Origin of the sequence: Epilithonimonas zeae, assembly GCF_023278365.1 — a bacterium.
Classification (GTDB): domain Bacteria; phylum Bacteroidota; class Bacteroidia; order Flavobacteriales; family Weeksellaceae; genus Epilithonimonas; species Epilithonimonas zeae_A.
Genome location: NZ_CP075338.1, coordinates 225592 through 244392 on the forward strand (window position 1 = coordinate 225592; position 18801 = coordinate 244392).

The window sequence follows — 18801 nt, forward strand, 5'->3', positions numbered from 1 at the left end:
CGTGAATTTCGAGTTTTACAGTCCGTGGTTTTTACTGCTTTTTATTTTGTTCATTCCTTTGTTGATATTGGATTCTGGCAAGAAAAAGAGTAGAGGAATTGCTGTGCCTTCTGTGAGTAATATGCGACCAAGCGGAAATATTTCGTTGGTGATGAAGTTTCTGAAAGTCTCAAAATATTTCATTCTTACAGCGTTAATTATTGCTTTGGCAAGACCAAGAACTTACACAGTTTCGCAAGATAGAGATGAAACTAAAGGAATTGATATTATGCTTTCTGTGGATGTTTCACTCAGTATGTTGTCCAAAGATTTGGATCCGGACAGACTCGAAGCTTTGAAGAAAATCGCCATAGATTTTGTTAAGAAGAGAGAAAATGACAGGATTGGTTTGGTGGCTTATTCGGGAGAAGCTTATACTAAAGTTCCTTTAACAACCGACCATCAAGTAGTGATTGATGAATTGAATCAATTAAATCCTTTGGAATTACAACCGGGAACTGCAATCGGAGAAGGACTTTCTGTAGCTGTGAATCACCTTAAAAAGAGCAAGGCCAAGAGTAAAATCATCATTTTGATGACCGATGGTGTGAATACCGTTATCAATGCAATGCCTCCACAAATTGCTGCAGAATTGGCGAAAAATAATAGCATTAAAGTTTATACTGTAGGAATCGGGAGTAATGGATATGCAGCGATGCCAACGGCGACCAATATTTTTGGTGAATTGGTTTTCACAGAAACCAAAACTCAGATTGATGAAAATACGTTGATGGATATTGCTCAGCTGACTGGCGGAAAATATTTCCGTGCGACTTCTAACAGCAGTTTGCAAACGGTTTATGACGAAATCAACCAATTAGAAAAATCCGAAGTCAAAACTTCCAAATTATATAATTATGAAGAATATTTCAGGATATTTCTTTGGGTAGCTTTAGGATTCTTGTTGTTGGATGCATTGTTGAGATGGGTAATTTTTAAAATTTTGAATTAAGCAGATGAATTGGTATTTAGGAAATTACTGGTATCTTTTTTTACTTCTTTTGTTGCCTGTCATTGGTTACTTTATCATCCATTATATACGTTGGAAAAACCGAAAGCGTGACCTTTTTGCAGAAGGTAGATTTCAGGATGTTTTGTTTGAAAAAACCTCTTGGTTTGCCAAATTATTTCCGTTGTTGTACTTGCTTGGTTTTTTATTTCTGATATTTTCTATTATCGACCTTTTGGCAGGAAAAGAAGAAATTAGCGTGAAACAAAATGTAAGCAGTACGATTTTCGTTCTGGATGTTTCCAATTCTATGAATGCTCAAGACGTTCAGCCAAGCCGATTAGAAGAAGCTAAGAATATTATCATCAATTCACTTCAAAAACTCACTAACGATAGAGTAGGAATTATTGTTTTTGCAGGAGATTCTTATTCTGTGATGCCTTTGTCCAGCGATTATTCGGCGGCGGAAAATTATCTTTTGGGAATTGAAACGAGCGTTGTTCAAAACCAAGGAACGGATTTCCTAAAACCAATTCAAATCGCAGCTCAGAAATTTAAAAATATTACAAAAGGTTCCCGAAATATCGTATTAATCAGTGATGGCGAAGATAATGAAGGTCACGAAGACGAAGCTATTAATCTGGCGAAAAAAGAAGGAATAAAAGTGACGACGATTGGTGTCGGAACAGAAGAAGGTGCGCCAATTCCGGAGTATTATTTCGGGCAATTGATGGGCTACAAATCAGATATTTATGGCGAAACTGTAGTGTCAAAACTACAAACCAAAGCGCTTCATAATATTGCCTCTTCAACTGGTGGTAATTACCTGGACGGAAATAATCTGGATCATACGATAACTAATCTGTTAAGCGAACTTCACAAGTCCACCAATTCCACTTCTACCACAATTAGTTCGCAGTCTGCGGTTCATTATTACCAATATTTCTTGGCGGTTTCTGTATTCTTTTTCTTTTTGATTTTCCTGTTTAATCCGAAGAGAGATTTTAACCTCTAAACATATTTTAAACACAAAGAACACAAGGTTTTTGCACAAGGAACACTAAGTTTTGTTCAATTTTTGTGCTCTTTGTGGAATACTTTTGTGACTTTGTGGTTAAAAAATTAAATCACATACTTCTTCAAACCTTCCATAATCCCTTGCCAAAGCATATTGAAAAAGCTTCTTTCCGGATCACGTTTCTTCTCGATATTCACGTGTTCAGGTTCGCCGGTCGATTCGTTTCTTACAAACCAATTGGCAACAGTGGTTAGGATTTTTCGTTCTTTTCCGTTCTTTTTGTTGAGGAAATTCACGTACATATCTTTGTATTTGAAATAGAATTTTCCTGCAATTCCTGCATTAGAACCATAATAATCAAACTTCACATAGTCTATTTTTCCGTCCAAAGTCACGTTCAAATAAGGTCGTACGAAAAGATTTACGTTATCAGCGGATAACTTCTGAATATTCCCAACAATCGTGAATTTATCATCCAAATCTTTCACATCAAATTTCCAAGTCACAGTTGTTGGCGCAGTTCCATAAAATTTAAAATCAGAGTCAACCGTAATTAAAGTTGGCAAACCTTTGATTTTCGTATTATTCACATTTTTGATGGTTGCATTGAAGTCGTCAAAAGTCAATTTTCCCGGTTTATTCGCATTTTCAGCGTCTTCTTCATAAGTCAAATCCGAATTCCGAATCTGAATTTTATTCACAAAAAGTGGAAATTTTATATCTCTCAATTTCTTGCTGAATAAGTATCTCACAGCATTATCATCTGGTGGCGCAAGATCGTGATAGATATTACAATCCAGATGAGTGATGATGATTTTGTCCAGATTGATAACCGTATTTTTCCCAATTCTAGAATCTCTGTCCGTAATCGCAATATGTTTTGTCCGGATGGTATAAAGGTCTTCTTCTTTAGCAATCACTTTGCTGAAAGCCTTTCTGGAATATTTTGGAAGGAATTCAAAATTCTGTAAATCGGTTTGTTTGCCATGATTTTTAAAAGAAGCCACTTTCAGACGGTAATGTTTGCCCGCATCCAGATTGATGTTTTTTGCTGTAATCAGTCGGCTTTTGATTTCGAAAGGGATATCTTGTTTGAGGATGTTTTTATCTGATTTTATTTGATTCAAATTCACATTCACATCAAATTTTGCCACAGACAATTTTTCTTTCCCGTCAGAATATTGTCGGAATTGTCCATTAATGATATTGAATTTACCAATCAAAGCTTGAAAATCCGGTGTTGTTTCTGCTTTCTTTTTTTTGATTGATTTATTTTTCGAAGAATAGATTTTAATTTTCGGATTTACAACATCTATTCCTGTAAAGTTGAGAATCAGCTTTTGACCGATATATTTGGATTGATTTTTTGTGATTAAAATTTTATCAGTTTTGATGTCAAGAATATCTTTATAATTGCTTTTTCCAATAGGAATCAACTGAAATTTATCAATCGCAATATCTTGATTTTCCGATTTGATTTTTTCAATTTTTAAAGCTTGAAATTGGTCTGCTTTGAAATAAATATTTTCCGCTTCGATATTATGATTTGTGAATCTAAATGGAATTTTTTCCTTCACTGTTTTTTTATCAAAAACAATATCACTGAGTTTGAAATTGAAGTTGTCAATAGAAGCCGTTTTCTGCAAATTAGATTGTAAAACCAAAATTTTCCCTTGACTGAAATTGATATTCTTCAAGCCAATTTTCAAATCGATTTCTTTTTTGTTATTCGTTTTCACAGATTTCTTTCCGGTAGAAGTGACTTTCAAGTCAGGTTTCACAAAATCGATTTCATCAACAATCAAAGAATCTTGGTTGATGACAAAATTCTTAGCAGAAAGTTCCTCAGAAGCAAAATCGAAAATATTCTTGGCATTATAATTTTTAGCACCCTGAATTGGATTAAGATGGAATCCCAGAATCTCCAGCGTTTTATTTTTAGCAGAGATTTTTTCGGCATTGATTTGATAAAAATCGTTAGCTGTGATGATTACATTTTGCGCATCGATTTTGAATTCTTTGAAAGCAATCGGGATTTTAGAATCATCTTCACTTTGCTGGATATCTGTGAGTTTGATATTCACATTTTGTCCATTGAAAAGAGATTTTTTATAAGAATTAAGGATTTTTACATTGCCATTTGAAACAATAATATTTTCCAAAGCAATATCCAATCTTTTCTTCTTCTTATTTTTTTTATCCTTTTTCGGAGCGAAAACAATGACGATATTTGGGTCACCCAAAACCATATCTTGGGCTTTATAAGTTTTACCGAAAACCGCTTTCCAAACACTAAAATCCTCGATTTTCAATTCCTTCACAGTTCCATTGATTTGTGTAACCGTAGAATCTTTAACGTTTTTATTATTGATGAAAATATTGTTAGCAGTCAAATCCCCTGAAAATAAACTCAGATTAAAATCGTCTAATTTTAAGTTGTAAGCTGTTTTGTCATTGATGAGGTCTGGTAATTTTCTTTTCAGATAAAAGTCCAGCGCAAAAGGGAAAATCAAGAGCAGCAAAAAAATAATGCTGCCTATAATTATCAATGTTTTTTTCAGTTTAGATGGTTTGGTAGTTTTTTCAATCATCCTTTTTTGGAATAAGAATTATATTCAATTATTCATAATCAATACTTATTCCAAAATTATAAACCATTATTGTTAAGATTATATCATCTCTTTCCGAAACTTGTAACCGTTTGCTGTATGTTCTGCAAAAATGTGATGTAAACCGTTACTGATGATAATTTGTTCAGCTCCAAGCAAACTGTTGTAACGTGCAATTTGTTCAAAGTGAACTTCTTTCAAAGCGATGTTTGGCGCTTTACATTCGATGAGGATTTTTGGTTTTGTTTTTTCTGTGATGAGCAGGTCGATTCTTTTTGTTGTTCCGTTCAGTTCCAGCTTTTGTTCAAGGATTAATGACGACAAATTTTTCTTCTTCACAAACCGAAAATAATGCAGCCAATGCTGTCTTACCCATTCTTCAGGAGTCAATGCAAGCCAGCTTTTCCGAACCAAATCATAGATAAAAAATGTATCTTTGTCTTGTTTGATTTGAAAATCGAACGTGTTATCAAAATTTAGCTTCGGAACCTGCATACTTTAAGATGAAAGAAATAGATATTATCCTCAAAAATATTAAAAATAAAGAACTCTTACCGGTTTATTTTTTTCAGGGCGATGAGGCTTTTTATATCGATTTGGCTGTCAAACACTTTGAGCAGGATGTTTTGGAAGAAGATGAGAAAGCCTTCAACCAAACGATTGCGTACGGCCGTGATACCAACTATCTGGAAGTTCTTTCTCTGGCGAGACAATATCCAATGATGGGAGACAAACAGCTCATCATAGTGAAAGAAGCACAGGATATGAAGCTGAATGAAGAGGAATCCAAAGCTTTGGAAACTTATCTGGAAAACCCTGTTCCTTCAACCATTTTGGTTTTTGCTCATAAACACAAAAAGTTGGACGCCAGAAAAAAAGCGGCTAAAACTTTGGCTAAATCCGGAATGCTTTTCACCAGCGAGAAGATGAAAGATTATCAGCTCCCAACTTGGATCCAAGGAGAAATGACCGTAATGGGAATCAAATCTGCGCCTAACATCAGTCACCTTTTGGCAGAATATCTTGGGAATGATCTTTCCAGAATTGCGAATGAATTGAACAAACTTAAAATCGTTCTAAAAGACGGCGCTGTTCTCGACGGAAAAATTATTGAGGAACATATCGGAATTAGTAAAGATTTTAACATTTTCGAACTTCAGAAAGCATTGGCGACTAAAGATCAGGCAAAAGCTTTCAGCATTGCTTATTATATGGGAAAGAACAAAAAATCGAATCCCGTGCAAATGGCTTTTGGTGCGCTTTACAACTTCTTTTCCAACATTATTATTTATCATACTTTGTCCGGTCAATCTCCTCAAACGATAGCTTCCACAATGGGTGTGAATCCTTATGCAATTAAAGATTATTCTGAAGCAGCAAGATTTTATCCGTTGAAGCACGCAACCAGAGTTATTTCTATTCTTCGTGAAATGGATTTGAAATCGAAAGGCCTTGGCGTAAGACAAATGGAAGATGAAGAAATTTACAAAGAATTGGTGTACAAAATCATAAAAATTGATGAACTGAAAATGAAGGTTTAAATCAAAGCCAAAAAACTAAACACACACAATGAAAAAACTAATAACAAAAGGCATTTTGATTGGTGCAGGATTAGAATTCTTGGTCAAATTTGCCATATTCCTTTCAAGTGAAATTTCCCGAAAACCTAAATTCGATGAGCCAAGAATGGATTGTCTTGGTGGCTTGCAATATGTTATTTTTATAATTATTGCAATATTAGCGGTATTAATTAGTTTGCCTGCTTATCTTAATCTTTATCCTAAAGTTCGGAATTCAAAATGGTTATCATTTCTGACGTTTTTTGCCCTGCATCTTGTATATTTTGTACTTTGTCTTCCGTTAATTTGGGAAAAGTATTCGTCGTATTTAGATTTTTTGGCTCTTACGCCGTGTGTATTTTGGATAGTTTGGGTTATAACTTATTGGCGAATTAGAAAAATATCAAATTAGAAAAAAAATCCCAATTTCAATTGATAACAACTATTTCTGGTAGAAAAAGCTTAGATTAAACACATAAAAACTAAAATACAAAACAAATGAAAAAAGAGGCAGCTAGTAACATCAAATTATTCGGGAAAATCACAGCAAAATCATTATTCGCTTGGATAAAAGTCACTTTTATTGGAGTGGTGATTATGATTACCAACATTACAATTGCTGTCATTTTATTTAGTGATAATTCGGGTGGTGGATTTCCGGCTGCGGCGCACGGCGGAATTTTAGGTGCGATTTTAGGATTCTTTTTTCTTTTTATGGTCGAGTTTTGGTCAGCTTTATTGTTGACGGTAGGAATTCTCTCGCCGGTTCTGTTTATTATTTTAGCCAATAAAAATGCAATTGCTTCCGCTATTTATAATATTTGGAAATTCAAATTGGCGGATTTTATAGAACCTAAAATTGAGTTTTATGTTGATAAGATTCTTCAGAAACAACCGGATTTTCTAAAGAATATTACAGATTGGAGTGTGGTAAAAGTAAAATTGCTGGATACAATTAATAATGATTCACAAACACCGAAACTTCAGAAAAGAATCATCAAATTCATTCTGAAAAAAATCAAAATGGATGATGTTGATTTTAAAAATCCGAATACCAATCTGAGCAGTATTTTATCTTTTAAAATAAGACAATTCATAGAAGGTTTTGCAGAACCAGACCTCAAATTGGTTTGGATACTTGTAGCCATTGATATTGTGTTGATTATTCTGGCTTTTGTTTTCAATAAACATTAATTATTTACCATTCATATATTTCACATTGACAGTTTAGATAGGTTCTGAATAATTAATTCCCGAAATTTGTACTCGATTTTTCAAACAAAGAATTATATTTGAAAATTCCAATTCGAAAGGAAACGGAATTATTCCTTAAAAATAAAATAATTTAATAATAAAAATGGAGAACAATATCTTAGACTGTGTGATTGTTGGTTCTGGACCAGCTGGCTTTACAGCAGCAATTTACGCAGCAAGAGCAAATCTTAAACCTGAACTTTTCACAGGATTAGAACCTGGAGGACAATTAACAACAACAACAGAAGTAGAAAATTTTCCTGGCTATCCGGACGGAATCACCGGACCGGAAATGATGCTTCATCTTCAAAAGCAAGCGGAGCGTTTCGAGACCAAAGTTCATTACGAGATGATTTCCAAAGTTGAATTCTCAAAGGTAAGAGGTGGAATTCATAAATTAAGTACAGGTTCTCGTGAGATTTTAGCTAAAAGTGTGATTATCTCTACAGGTGCAGCCGCAAAATATTTGGGTTTAGCTGATGAGAAAAAATATGCAGGTGGAGGCGTTTCGGCTTGTGCAACTTGTGACGGATTTTTCTACAGAGGAAAAGATGTGATTGTAGTTGGAGCAGGTGATACAGCAGCAGAAGAAGCGACTTATCTTTCTAAGATTTGTAATAAAGTCACTTTATTGGTAAGAAAAGACCACTTCCGTGCTTCAAAAGTAATGGTTGACAGAGTTTTGAGTACATCAAATATCGAAGTGAAATATAACCACGAACTCATCGGAATCGAAGGTGAAAACGCCTTGGTTGAAAGAGCTAAAGTGGTTAATAATTTGACAGACGAAGTTTCTACAATAGATGTTCACGGGATCTTCATCGCCATTGGTCATAAACCAAACACTGGAATTTTCAAAGGTCAAATCGACCTGGACGAAAACGAATATATCATCACAGAAGGTAAATCCGCGAGAACCAATCTTCCAGGTGTATTTGCCGCAGGAGATGTACAGGATCACCATTATAGACAAGCGATTACAGCTGCAGGAAGCGGTTGTATGGCAGCGATGGATGCAGAGAAATACCTTGGCGAATTAGCTGGCGAAAACCATACTTGGGTTGAACAATAATTGAAAGATTATTAATATCACAAATCAAAACCGCCGGAGAATTTCTCCGGCGGTTTTTTAATAAAGAACTATTACAAAAAATTGATTTATGATGAAGTGTTTTTAGAGGAATAATTACTTGTCGCTAAAGGCCAATTTTGCATTAGTATTAGGTCTACTTACAGTTCTTTTCTCGTCTTTATTATGGATTTTGTAGTACAAAAATGCAATGAAGGTTGGTTTGTGATAGATTTTATAATATCTATATTCTGTATGGAAATGTCTGAGGTTAATTTTGTAGAAATCATAACCGATTACAACCAAAAGACAAATACTTATCACATAAAAAACTCGGAATTCCAGATGATAATAGGTCAATCCAGAGAACACAGCACCAAGAACATAAGCTGTCATAATGCTTAGCAAAAGTTTCGCTTTACCCATTAATTCAGGGTTTTTTCTGAATTTTTTCTGTGTAAACATAGATGCTAAAATTCCCAAATCTGTAGTTGTTCCCGTAAGGTGTGTTGTTTTTACAGAGAAGTTGGAGATACTCGCCGTTAAACCGTTTTGTAATCCAGTTGCAAATAACATCAAGGCTACCAAAGCTTCGGTTTCTCCCAATGTTTTTTCATAATAAAACTGTCCGTAGATTCCCACTGCCAAAAGACAGAGTATTTCTAGTATAATTGGAAAGGCGTGAGCAAAATATTTACTTTTCTTATTGAAATTGATAACACTTAGGTTGGCTACAAATCCTCCGAAGAAGAATAGGAAAATCCATCCTGCAACTACAGCAACCTGTGCCCAGTTTCCTTGGCTGATTTCTGCTGCAAAAATCGCATAGTGTCCTGTTACGTTGGATGTAAATGAGAGAAATATCAATAGAGATGCTATATTTATAGTCCCTGCAGTGAATGCAGTCAGCGTCCCCAGTCTAATGTTGTCTCCCAACGTTCTGCTGTTACTATAATTCCTTAACATAATTTATTATTTAAATTGGTTTGATGTGTTTTTTGAGTATGTTTTTTTACAAGAAAACTTCTGCCAATCTTCCTTTTTCAGGAACAAATTCTGGCGTTTGCGTTAGAACTTCGATAGCATTGATGTTTTTGCACTTTTTCAGATAAGGTGTCACATCAAATTGTCCTTTGCTGAGATTTTTACTTTTCACAGAAGAGAAGTAAGCCTCGTCTATCCCAGCAGTTTCGATATAACTGTTGAAAGTTCTCTGGAAGCTTCCCGTGAAAATGTCACAAGTGATTTTGTTGATCAGGTTTGGATATTTGTTGTTGATAATGCTGTAAGCATCGCAAAACTCCTGTGATCTTATTTTTCCAAAAATTGTACTTTTGGTCGTGAACAAAAGATCTCTGATAGAGTCGCCCATATCATATCCCGAAACGAAAAGGATATTATATTGGTTTTCATCATTCTGTTCCGTTTTATTTTTTAAAACTTTTTTCAATACGTCTAGAGACTCTAAAGAAAAATCCGTAGCAATTAAAATGGTTTTGATCATAACTATATAATTTTGTGAGTTGTTATTTTTTGATAATACAAAACTATACTCACCAAATTAGAAAGTTTTTGGAACGAAATTAAAATGTAATTAAAGAGATTAAAATGAGATTAGAATTTCAATTAAGAAATTAATTTAGAACAAAAGCGAGTTCCAAATTTTACTATTAAAGTATTTTTGGCAGCTTTTTCCGCCCTCCGTTCCCGCTACCTCGCCAAAGGCGGGTGAGCTCCACTCAGGTCGGGCTGCGGACAATTCTACTTTTACTCAGTTGGAACATAGATTGGAAAACGGATTTGAACCGTTGTTCCTACGTTTTCCTTAGAATTCACAATCAGTTCACCATTATGGATTCGGATGATATTTCTTGCCAAAGGTAATCCGATACCGTAACCTTCATAGTTTTTTGTATTCGAGGCACGGAAAAACGGATCATAGATTTTATCCATTTCAGAGTCCGGAATCCCAATTCCGCTATCCTTGATAATCACATAAACGTGATCATCTGTTGCGCCCAAAGAAACTTTAACCTGCTGGAAATTAGAATATTTGCAACCATTGTTGATGATGTTCGCCATTGCGAGATGCAGAAGTTGCTCGTTACCTTGGACTTTCAGTTTTTTAGGATTTTCAGGCAACATACTGATATCCATAAAAACATTATTCTTAGAATTAATCCTTGTTGCTGTTTCTATAACATCCCAAAGCAGCTGATCCATTCTTACTTTATCCATTTTTTGGATTTTACCATCAAATCCCGTTTGGGCAATCATCAATAAAGCTTTGATTTTCTTATCCAGTTTTTCAGCTTCATTCAGAATAATTTGAAGCGTTTCCTGATAATGTTCTTCCGATCTTCTGATTGATAACGCCACGTCCGCTTCGCCCATAATCGAAGTTAAAGGTGTTCTGAGTTCATGAGATACATTTCCAATCAGGTGATTCTGAGTTTCAAAAGAAGTTTCTATTCTATTCAACATATCGTTGAAGGTGTCAATCAATTCATTTAATTCTTTATTATCTGGTTGAGGTTCTAATCTCAGATGCAGATTCTCGGAACTGATTTCCTTTACCTTTCCAGTAATTTTAAGAATCGGGCGGAATAAAGTCTTCGACAGATAAAATGAAAAAATCATCGAAAAGAATAATGCTAAAACCATACAGGTAATCAAGGTTCTTTTCAGATAGCCAAGATAATAAACTACATAATGGTTTTGCGCTGAAGCTATCGCGATGTATGTTTTGTTATTCGAGGTGAAGGATTGTCCTATATAATAGAATTCTTTATCATTATAATTGGATTCGCCTTTTTTTACAATACTCTTGAAAAAAGTATCAGGAATATGGATTTGATTTGATATCTGACTGTAATTAGAATCCTTCGGAACCTCGAAAACATAATCTTTTTCCATCGGAAGTTCCTCGTTATTCAGACTGTTAAGGATATGATTTTCAGGGATGTCGAGATGTTCTTTACTTTTCTCGATTTGGACAATCGTCGTCGCCCGGATTTTCAGTAATTCGTAAAAACGCTGATGAGAAAAATTAACAATGGAAAAATATACCAATCCACTGAACAGCAGAATGACAACTGTAAAAACCAGCATCAGGAGAAGCATTGTTTTTGTTTGATTGGTAGGATTTCCTTTCAACATTTTTTTATGATTTTTTGAGAACGTAGCCCATTCCTATAACGGTGTGGATCAATTTGTCATCATCCTGATTATCAAGTTTTTTTCTGAGATAATTAACGTAAACATCTACAACATTGGTTCCCAGTTCATAGTTCACTCCCCAAACTGCTTCCAATATTTCTGCTCTGGAAATTACTTTTTCCGGATTATTCAGAAAATAGAGTAGGAGTTTATATTCTGTTGAGGTTAATGAAATTTCTGCTCCAGCGCGGGTTACTTTTTTGGTGTAATCGTTAACTGTTAAATCTGAAAATTGATAAGTGTTTTCATCATCAATCTCGTTAGATTCGTTTCCGTTGCTGTGTCCACTTCTTCTGAGAAGAGATTTGATTCTGGCCACTAATTCTATAAATTTGAAAGGCTTCACAAGATAATCATCGCCACCACTTTCTAGTCCAAGAACGATGTTTTCTGAAGAATCCAAAGCAGTTAAAAATAGAATAGGAACGCTTTTATTCTTCTTTCGGATTTCTTTACAGACTTCTAAACCATTGATATCGGGTAACATAATATCCAAAATGATCAGGTCAAAATCGTTGTCTTCGACCAATTTGATACCTGTGGAGCCGTCCAAAGCTACGGAAATCTCATAATCCAATTCTTGCAGTCCTTTTTTGATAAAGGAAACAACACTGGATTCGTCTTCTATCAGAATAATTTTTTTCATAACTAATTCTACAAAAATATAAAATTACGGTTATTGGAAAAACTTTGATGGAGTATAATTAATCTCTTCTGTTGGATGTTGATAAAAATGCGATACTTAAAACAATAATGGTTAATAAGCCAAAGTAACTGAAAGATGTATCGTCTTTTGCATCTATTAGAAATAATAATAATCTACCCAATTATTGATATCTCTTTTTAAGGTTAAGAAATAACAGAATTAGATTAATTATTACAAGCGAAATAATAATGTAATTGTCGTAGTCGCCAAACATAAATACTTTTTAGTGTGGCAAAGCTAGTTTTAAAGGGAGGATTGGGATTCAGTAGAAATACTTAAATTTTTGTATGCCTAATGAGGGATTTTGTAACCTCTGATGACATTTAGCTGTAGCATCTTTTAATTGGCCCTAAATAGGTCACCTGCAAAAAAACGACAAAATCCTAATTTAAATTTTACTTAGTAAAACTAGGAGTTTTCGCTCAAATCTGCAAGTAAAATGTCCAAAATTTGAACAGGTTTTTTAGAGTTCAAACCAAGAATTTAATACTTCTTTTTGCACCTTAAATTTCTCAGTTGAAATATTTTTAAAAGAAAACGAAGAAAAAAAAGAAAAAAAGAAAGCCTTCTTGAAAGTGAGCGAGGCATTCTGTCAAGGTTTTTTGGAAAAAATTTTTGTGTATATTTTATACATAAAAACTTTTTCTGAAAATCCGGAGGACTTGACCTTGATAGAATTTAGCTGTTTGACTGGGAAGCGAATTATCTTTGGCTTGTTTTTTTGTGAATCCTTTTTAAGATTGAAATAAATGATAATTTAGAACGTATGGCAAAGACGCTGTACGACTACTGGTTTGTGCAGTTTGATTTTCCTGACGAAAACGGAAAGCCTTATAAATCAAGCGGTGGCAAGATGATTTGGAATGAAATTTTAAAAAGAGAAATTCCGGAAGGTTGGGAAGTGAAAAATAAGAGAGATTTGTTATACTGGATCTGGCGGTACTCCAAAATCTACAGAGGTTAATTATTATGAAAATGGAAAAATCCCATGGCTAAATAGTGGTGAATTGAATAAAACATTTATTATATCAACGACTAATTTTATTACAGAATTAGGAATGAAAAATTCTAGTGCTAAGCTTTTTCCAAGCAATATAATTTTAATGGCTATGTATGGTGCAACTGCAGGTAAAACAAGTATTGTTTCTTTTGAAACAACAACTAATCAAGCAGTTTGCGCAATTATTCCTAATGATCATTTGCTTTTTCATTACATAAAATTTAGCTTGGATAACATGTATAGATATCTAGTAAACCTAAGTACAGGTTCAGCAAGAGATAATCTATCTCAGGATAAAATAAGAGATTTAAATACAATTATTCCTGCTGAAAGAACAATAAGGGATTTTTCAAATACTGTAATTATCTTGTTTAATAAAATAAAAAATAATCATATTCAAAACCAACAACTTAGCTCTCTGCGCGACTGGCTTTTACCTATGCTAATGAATGGGCAGGTAAAAATTGAATAAAATAGTAAGATAAATTATCATTTTCACGTGAGATTATTTCCTTATCCAATTGCTTATGTTGATTATATATTTAATTTTACCGATAGCAACATTATCTAAATTATGAATTTTACCATTAGATACATAATGAAGTAAATTCAGCATAAGCACTTACTTTTTTATATTTTGATATGGTACACTCAAGTATATAATTGCCTAATAGTTTTACTTCAATGAAAAATCATTTTAGCAAGACTATTTTAAAAATTCATTTTTCATCTTAAGTGTTTTTAGCCAGCTCTGGTAGATCGGAAACCACACCCGATCACCATTAGATCCATTACATAGAACAATGATACCGCTCTGGGTTGGCAGATCCAAAAATAATGCAGCGCTCCATCCTACATTTTCGCCCGTGTGTCCTACGGTTCTGAAACCTTCGTAATTCATGAACCGATATCCAAGACCACTTTCGCCTTCATTGGAATTTGGAAGGACAGGCGTTTCCATTAACTTGATGGTTCCAGGTTTCAAAACTTTATTCAACTCTTTTGGATCACGGGTAATGGACAACTCTGCGAAATGAGCAAGGTCCTTGATCGTGGTCTGAAGTCCTGCCGCTGCTTTTTCTGTAAAGATCCGTTTCTTTACAGGATTACCATTCTCGTCGTATGCTGTTGCCGAATTAACCATCATTTCGGTTTTCCAATCATAACTGCTATGTTTCATTCCAAGTGGTAGCAAGATATTATTTTTCATATAGGTGGTGAAACTTTGGTTGGTTCTCTCTTCGAGAAGCAGTTGTGCTACAGTGAAGCCTCCCCCGGAATAGTCCCATTTAGTTCCCGGCTCACTGATAAGATGTACTGTTTCGCCATTCCGTTTGGTTTTTCCATTCAATGATTCTTCCAAGCTTAGCAGTGGCTTTCCTTGGTCTGATCCGCCATAGCCATGAACAGAAAGTCCTGCAGTATGACTTAAGATTCGTCTTAATGTTACTTTTGATCTGTCAAATTCAGATTCCGGGAGATGCCATCGGGATAGCAATGGATCGACGGGATCGTCTAATTTGACAAGATCTTTTTCAGTTAGTTGCATAAAGCCCCACGCAGAGATCAGCTTGGATATGGAACCGATATTAAAGATCGTTTCAGGCGTTACAGGTTTTTTGCTTGCAAGATCCGCATAACCGATCGATTGTATCCAGGCGATCTTTCCGTCTCGGATCACAGCCACTGCGGCTCCGGGAACATTATTTTTTATAGTAAGCTCTTGTCCTAATTTCTCAATTTCTCCATATAAAGGATCTGTTGTATGAAGAATAACATCCTGTGATCTGCTTGCAGAGCAGGAAAAGATCAAAGCCAGATAACCAACGGATAAAGTAACTGCAAAGAATTTTTTTGCTTGACTAGTATATTTCATAGATTTTAATTGACCAGCAATCAAATGTCCGAAAAAATAAGACAATGGTATACTTAATATTACAAAATAGATTTTTAAATGCGTATGACCTTAACTGACAGGCAACTATATCTGTTCTTAATTAGCAGCAGATCTATCATATACAAGATTGTAATGCTCATTGAGCCTATGAGGTCTTTTGTGATTTTCTATAGCAAATGTATTCCGTTGTCCCTGCTGAAAAAAACTTTTTGGGTATCCGGAAAGTGTAGCTTTCCAAACCCTCCACAAAAATATTTCAAGCTTTCATCAATTGTCTTTCTTATTGTTTTCAAGGAATTGATTGCAGTTTTCATTGTGCCTGCCTGAATGGGTAATCCGCATAGAAAAGTCAGAAACCTCACAAGGTGCAAATGCAGTTCATTGAAATTTTTGAAAAAAATATATGAATTCTTCAGTGGCAACGGATAGACGTGTCATTAATAATTATTTGTTTCAATTCTTATTATGGATAATGAATAGAATTTAGATTTTTAATGCAAGTAAATACATCATACTGTTTAGCTTAGATAGATATTAAAGATTTGATGAAATTCTTCGATTGCTTAAATTTAATGAATTCCTTAAAATGGATATAAACAAAAACTGCCAGAATCAATCTGACAGTTTTGCGATGTTTTTACTCTTTAATAATCTTGGCTGTTTTGTTTTTTAAACCATTCTGCAAAAACAGAATGTAATTGCCTTTTGGTAAACTCTTAATATCTATATTGTTTTGACCCTTGTGTAGCTGGGATTTTGTAACAAGATTTCCTAGCATGTCGTATAAATAAACGTTTCCTTCCTCTTTGTTATCAATATGTAAAATATCTTTCACCGGATTTGGATATAAGCTGATACTTTTTTCATTAATTTCAGTATAACTAAGGATTGGTTCGTTTGTAAGTCTGGCGATCCTATTTCTTCCTATACCATTGAAAGAAACAAAAGCACCTCCAATAAGGATTTTATTATCAGGTTGTAATGCGATTGTATGAACCGTATTGTCAGCACCACCGCCAGGGTTGAAATCAACATCCAATGTACCATTAGCATTAAGTCTAGCAATCCTATTTCTTGATATTCCGTTATAAGTTGTGAAAATACCTGCTATCAAAATTTTGCCATCAGATTGTATAGCTATACTATTAACATTGTTATTTGCTCCACTTCCTGGATTGAAGTTCGTATCCAGCGTCCCATCATTATTTAATCTTGCAATACGATTTCTGGCTATCCCATTGTAAGAAGTAAAATTACCACCAATCAAAATTTTGCCATCGGATTGCAAAACAATAGTATTGATATCATTATTAGCTGCGGTTCCTGGATTAAAGCTCGTATCTAATGTTCCATCTTCATTTAATCGAGCTAGTCGGTTTCTGGAACTGTTATTATACCTATTAAAAAGGCCTCCCACCAAAATTTTACCATTTGGTTGTAAGGCAACAGTATTAATTATATGATCAGCACCGATGCCAGGATTGAAAGTTGTATCAATAGATCCATTGGCATTTAAACGCGCAAGGTGACCATTTAATTGTCCTCCTATTAAGATTTTCCCATCAGATAAAAATACAAGACTTTTAAAGGGACCTCCGGCTCCATTAACTTGTAAAAAGGTTCTATCTAGTGAACCATCTGCATTAACTCTTGCAATATTCTTTCTGACTGATCCTTCATAAAAACTAAATTGTCCCACAATTATAATTTTGCCATCAGACTGTATACCAATACTGTTTATTGTTGTAGTTGCTTCAGTAATACCTGATACAGCAGATTTGAAGCCCAAGTCCAAAGTTCCATCTATATTTAAACGGGCAAGATGGTTTCTCTCCATTCCATTATGAGAAATAAAATATCCACCAACCAATATTTTTCCATCGGGCTGGAGAGCAATGCTGGTTACCGTATCACTTGCACCACTCCCAGGGTTAAATGTCAGATCCATTGTTCCATCACTGTCTAAACGAGCAAAACGATTTTTTCCTAAGTGATTAAATATTGTAAAATCTCCACCAATCAATATCTTTTTAGTGGGAAGTAGAATGATAGTGGAAATATAACTTGTAGCTCCCGTACCAATATAGAAGTCTCTATCCAAGGTTCCGTCTTCATTCAATCTCGCAATTCTATTAGAGGATTCGCTATTGAAAGTGCTGAAAGCACCAGCAACAATAATCTTATTATCGGGCTGTACAATAATCTTTTCGATGGAATAGTTGCTTCCACTTCCTATGTTGAAACTTGTATCTAAATTTCCATTGTCATTCAATCTAGCGATATGATTTTTTATAGTGCCATCGTAAGAGGTAAAATCTCCGCTGATTAATATTTTCCCATCAGATTGTAATGATAAGCAACTAATTGAATTGTTAGCGCCAGATGCAGGATTGAAATCCAAATCCAAAGTTCCATTCGTAGTCAGCCTAGCAATTCGATTTCTTATAGAACCCTTATAATTTGTAAAGTCTCCACCAATAAGAATTTTTCCATCTGATTGTAATACAATACTATTTACAGAAGCATCTGCTCCATTACCGATACTAAAGTTGGTATCTAATGAACCATCACTATTTAGTCTGGCAATTCGATTTTGAGCAACACTGCTGTAGACAGTAAAAGCACCACCGATTAAAACTTTTCCATCTGACTGTAAAGCAATATCGTTGATGGTCTTATCTACACCAGTTCCGATATTAAAACTTGCGTCCAATGTTCCATCCTTATTCAGTCTGGCAATTCTATTTCTTACAGAGCCATTATAATTTGTAAAGTCTCCACCAATAATAATTTTTCCGTCTGGTTGTAAAATAATATCTGTAATTGTATTATCAACACCCGTTCCGATATTAAAACTTGTATCTATTGTACCATCACTATTCAGACGGGCAATACGATTTCGAGCTGTACCATTGTAGGAGGTAAATTTACCACCAATTATGATTTTTCCATCTGGTTGTAAAGCACTGCTGCTCACAACACTATTTGCTCCATCACCATTGCCAAAACCAATATCTTCAGGATTAAAATTAGAATCTGTAGTAGCTGTTTGACAAAATATATTTGATGAGAAAAGTAAAAAAACAATGATTTGCCAGTATTTTTTCATATAAATAAAATGAATTAGGTTACTTTTTTTCGGCAAATATAAATTTAAAAATTACAATAGATTGTTTTATAAATGTTAAATATATATTTTCAAAGATTGAAATTGTTACTGAAATACATTTGCGTTATCTAAATGAATATTTGTATCAATTCGATCTCAATGTTCATTCTCCATCTGAAGCTATCTCATTTTCTATAGCAAATCTATTCCGTTATCCCAGCTGAAAAAAAATCTTTTTGGGTATCCGGAAAGTGTAGCTTTCCAAACCCTCCACAAAAATATTTCGAGCTTTCATCAATTGTCTTTCTTATTGTTTTCAAGGAATTGATTGCAGTTTTCATTGTTCCTGCCTGAATGGTAATCCGCATAGAAA

Annotated in this window: 16 protein-coding genes; 8 read left to right on the forward strand and 8 right to left on the reverse strand. The window is 34.4% G+C overall.

Going from position 1 to position 18801, the window contains the following annotated elements:
- Position 1: 1 nt before the first annotated feature.
- Both KI430_RS00920 and KI430_RS00925 read left to right on the forward strand, forming a co-directional pair.
- Entirely contained in the window at positions 2-991 is a 990-nt protein-coding gene (locus KI430_RS00920) for a VWA domain-containing protein (RefSeq protein ID WP_248876423.1), read from the forward strand.
- 4 nt (positions 992-995) lie between these two features.
- On the forward strand, positions 996-2003 hold the full coding sequence (locus tag KI430_RS00925; protein WP_248876424.1) for a VWA domain-containing protein: 1008 nt from the start codon (positions 996-998) through the stop codon (positions 2001-2003).
- Between the two features lie 107 nt (positions 2004-2110).
- On the opposite strand, the gene KI430_RS00930 is transcribed toward KI430_RS00925, so the two are convergent.
- Both KI430_RS00930 and KI430_RS00935 read right to left on the reverse strand, forming a co-directional pair.
- Positions 2111-4597 carry a hypothetical protein gene (locus KI430_RS00930; protein ID WP_248876425.1) on the reverse strand — a complete coding sequence of 829 codons (2487 nt, stop codon included), beginning with the start codon at positions 4595-4597 and terminating at the stop codon, positions 2111-2113.
- A 78-nt stretch (positions 4598-4675) separates the two neighbouring features.
- Positions 4676-5110 carry a type I restriction enzyme HsdR N-terminal domain-containing protein gene (locus tag KI430_RS00935; RefSeq protein ID WP_248876426.1) on the reverse strand — a complete coding sequence of 145 codons (435 nt, stop codon included), beginning with the start codon at positions 5108-5110 and terminating at the stop codon, positions 4676-4678.
- Between the two features lie 8 nt (positions 5111-5118).
- On the opposite strand from KI430_RS00935, the gene holA reads away from it, so the two are divergent.
- The 4 genes from holA (at position 5119) to trxB (ending at position 8500) form a co-directional block, all read left to right on the forward strand.
- A complete protein-coding gene (gene holA, locus KI430_RS00940; RefSeq protein ID WP_248876427.1) occupies positions 5119-6156 on the forward strand; it encodes a DNA polymerase III subunit delta in 1038 nt (345 codons plus the stop codon).
- Positions 6157-6184: 28 nt separating this feature from the next.
- Positions 6185-6586: a hypothetical protein gene (locus KI430_RS00945; protein WP_248876428.1), complete on the forward strand. Its 402-nt coding sequence runs from the start codon at positions 6185-6187 to the stop codon at positions 6584-6586.
- Between the two features lie 86 nt (positions 6587-6672).
- Positions 6673-7368 carry a hypothetical protein gene (locus tag KI430_RS00950; protein WP_248876429.1) on the forward strand — a complete coding sequence of 232 codons (696 nt, stop codon included), beginning with the start codon at positions 6673-6675 and terminating at the stop codon, positions 7366-7368.
- Positions 7369-7531: 163 nt separating this feature from the next.
- Positions 7532-8500 (forward strand): thioredoxin-disulfide reductase, encoded by a 969-nt coding sequence (gene trxB, locus KI430_RS00955; RefSeq protein WP_248876430.1) that lies wholly within the window; start codon positions 7532-7534, stop codon positions 8498-8500.
- Positions 8501-8614: 114 nt separating this feature from the next.
- Here trxB and KI430_RS00960 read toward each other — a convergent pair whose 3' ends face one another.
- The 4 genes from KI430_RS00960 to KI430_RS00975 all read right to left on the reverse strand — a co-directional run bounded on the left by KI430_RS00960 (position 8615) and on the right by KI430_RS00975 (position 12362).
- Complete coding sequence (locus KI430_RS00960) at positions 8615-9463, reverse strand: YoaK family protein (protein ID WP_248876431.1); 849 nt, start codon at positions 9461-9463, stop codon at positions 8615-8617.
- 46 nt (positions 9464-9509) lie between these two features.
- The gene (locus tag KI430_RS00965) at positions 9510-10001 is read right to left on the reverse strand and encodes a hypothetical protein (RefSeq protein ID WP_248876432.1); all 492 of its coding nucleotides are present in this window, start codon (positions 9999-10001) and stop codon (positions 9510-9512) included.
- 263 nt (positions 10002-10264) lie between these two features.
- Positions 10265-11656 carry a sensor histidine kinase gene (locus KI430_RS00970; RefSeq protein ID WP_248876433.1) on the reverse strand — a complete coding sequence of 464 codons (1392 nt, stop codon included), beginning with the start codon at positions 11654-11656 and terminating at the stop codon, positions 10265-10267.
- A gap of 4 nt (positions 11657-11660) precedes the next feature.
- On the reverse strand, positions 11661-12362 hold the full coding sequence (locus tag KI430_RS00975; RefSeq protein WP_248876434.1) for a response regulator transcription factor: 702 nt from the start codon (positions 12360-12362) through the stop codon (positions 11661-11663).
- A gap of 826 nt (positions 12363-13188) precedes the next feature.
- Between KI430_RS00975 and KI430_RS00980 the strand changes: the two genes are divergently transcribed.
- Both KI430_RS00980 and KI430_RS00985 read left to right on the forward strand, forming a co-directional pair.
- Positions 13189-13386: a hypothetical protein gene (locus KI430_RS00980; RefSeq protein WP_248876435.1), complete on the forward strand. Its 198-nt coding sequence runs from the start codon at positions 13189-13191 to the stop codon at positions 13384-13386.
- Entirely contained in the window at positions 13340-13894 is a 555-nt protein-coding gene (locus KI430_RS00985; RefSeq protein WP_248878384.1) for a restriction endonuclease subunit S, read from the forward strand. Before KI430_RS00980 ends, KI430_RS00985 begins: the two co-directional genes overlap by 47 nt.
- Before the next feature lie 234 nt (positions 13895-14128).
- Here the strand turns inward: KI430_RS00985 and KI430_RS00990 are convergent, their stop codons facing one another.
- Together KI430_RS00990 and KI430_RS00995 are read right to left on the reverse strand one after the other, a co-directional pair.
- Complete coding sequence (locus tag KI430_RS00990; protein WP_248876436.1) at positions 14129-15298, reverse strand: serine hydrolase domain-containing protein; 1170 nt, start codon at positions 15296-15298, stop codon at positions 14129-14131.
- 658 nt (positions 15299-15956) lie between these two features.
- Positions 15957-18428, reverse strand: a complete 2472-nt coding sequence (locus KI430_RS00995) for a T9SS type A sorting domain-containing protein (protein WP_248876437.1) — start codon at positions 18426-18428, stop codon at positions 15957-15959.
- Positions 18429-18801 lie beyond the last annotated feature (373 nt).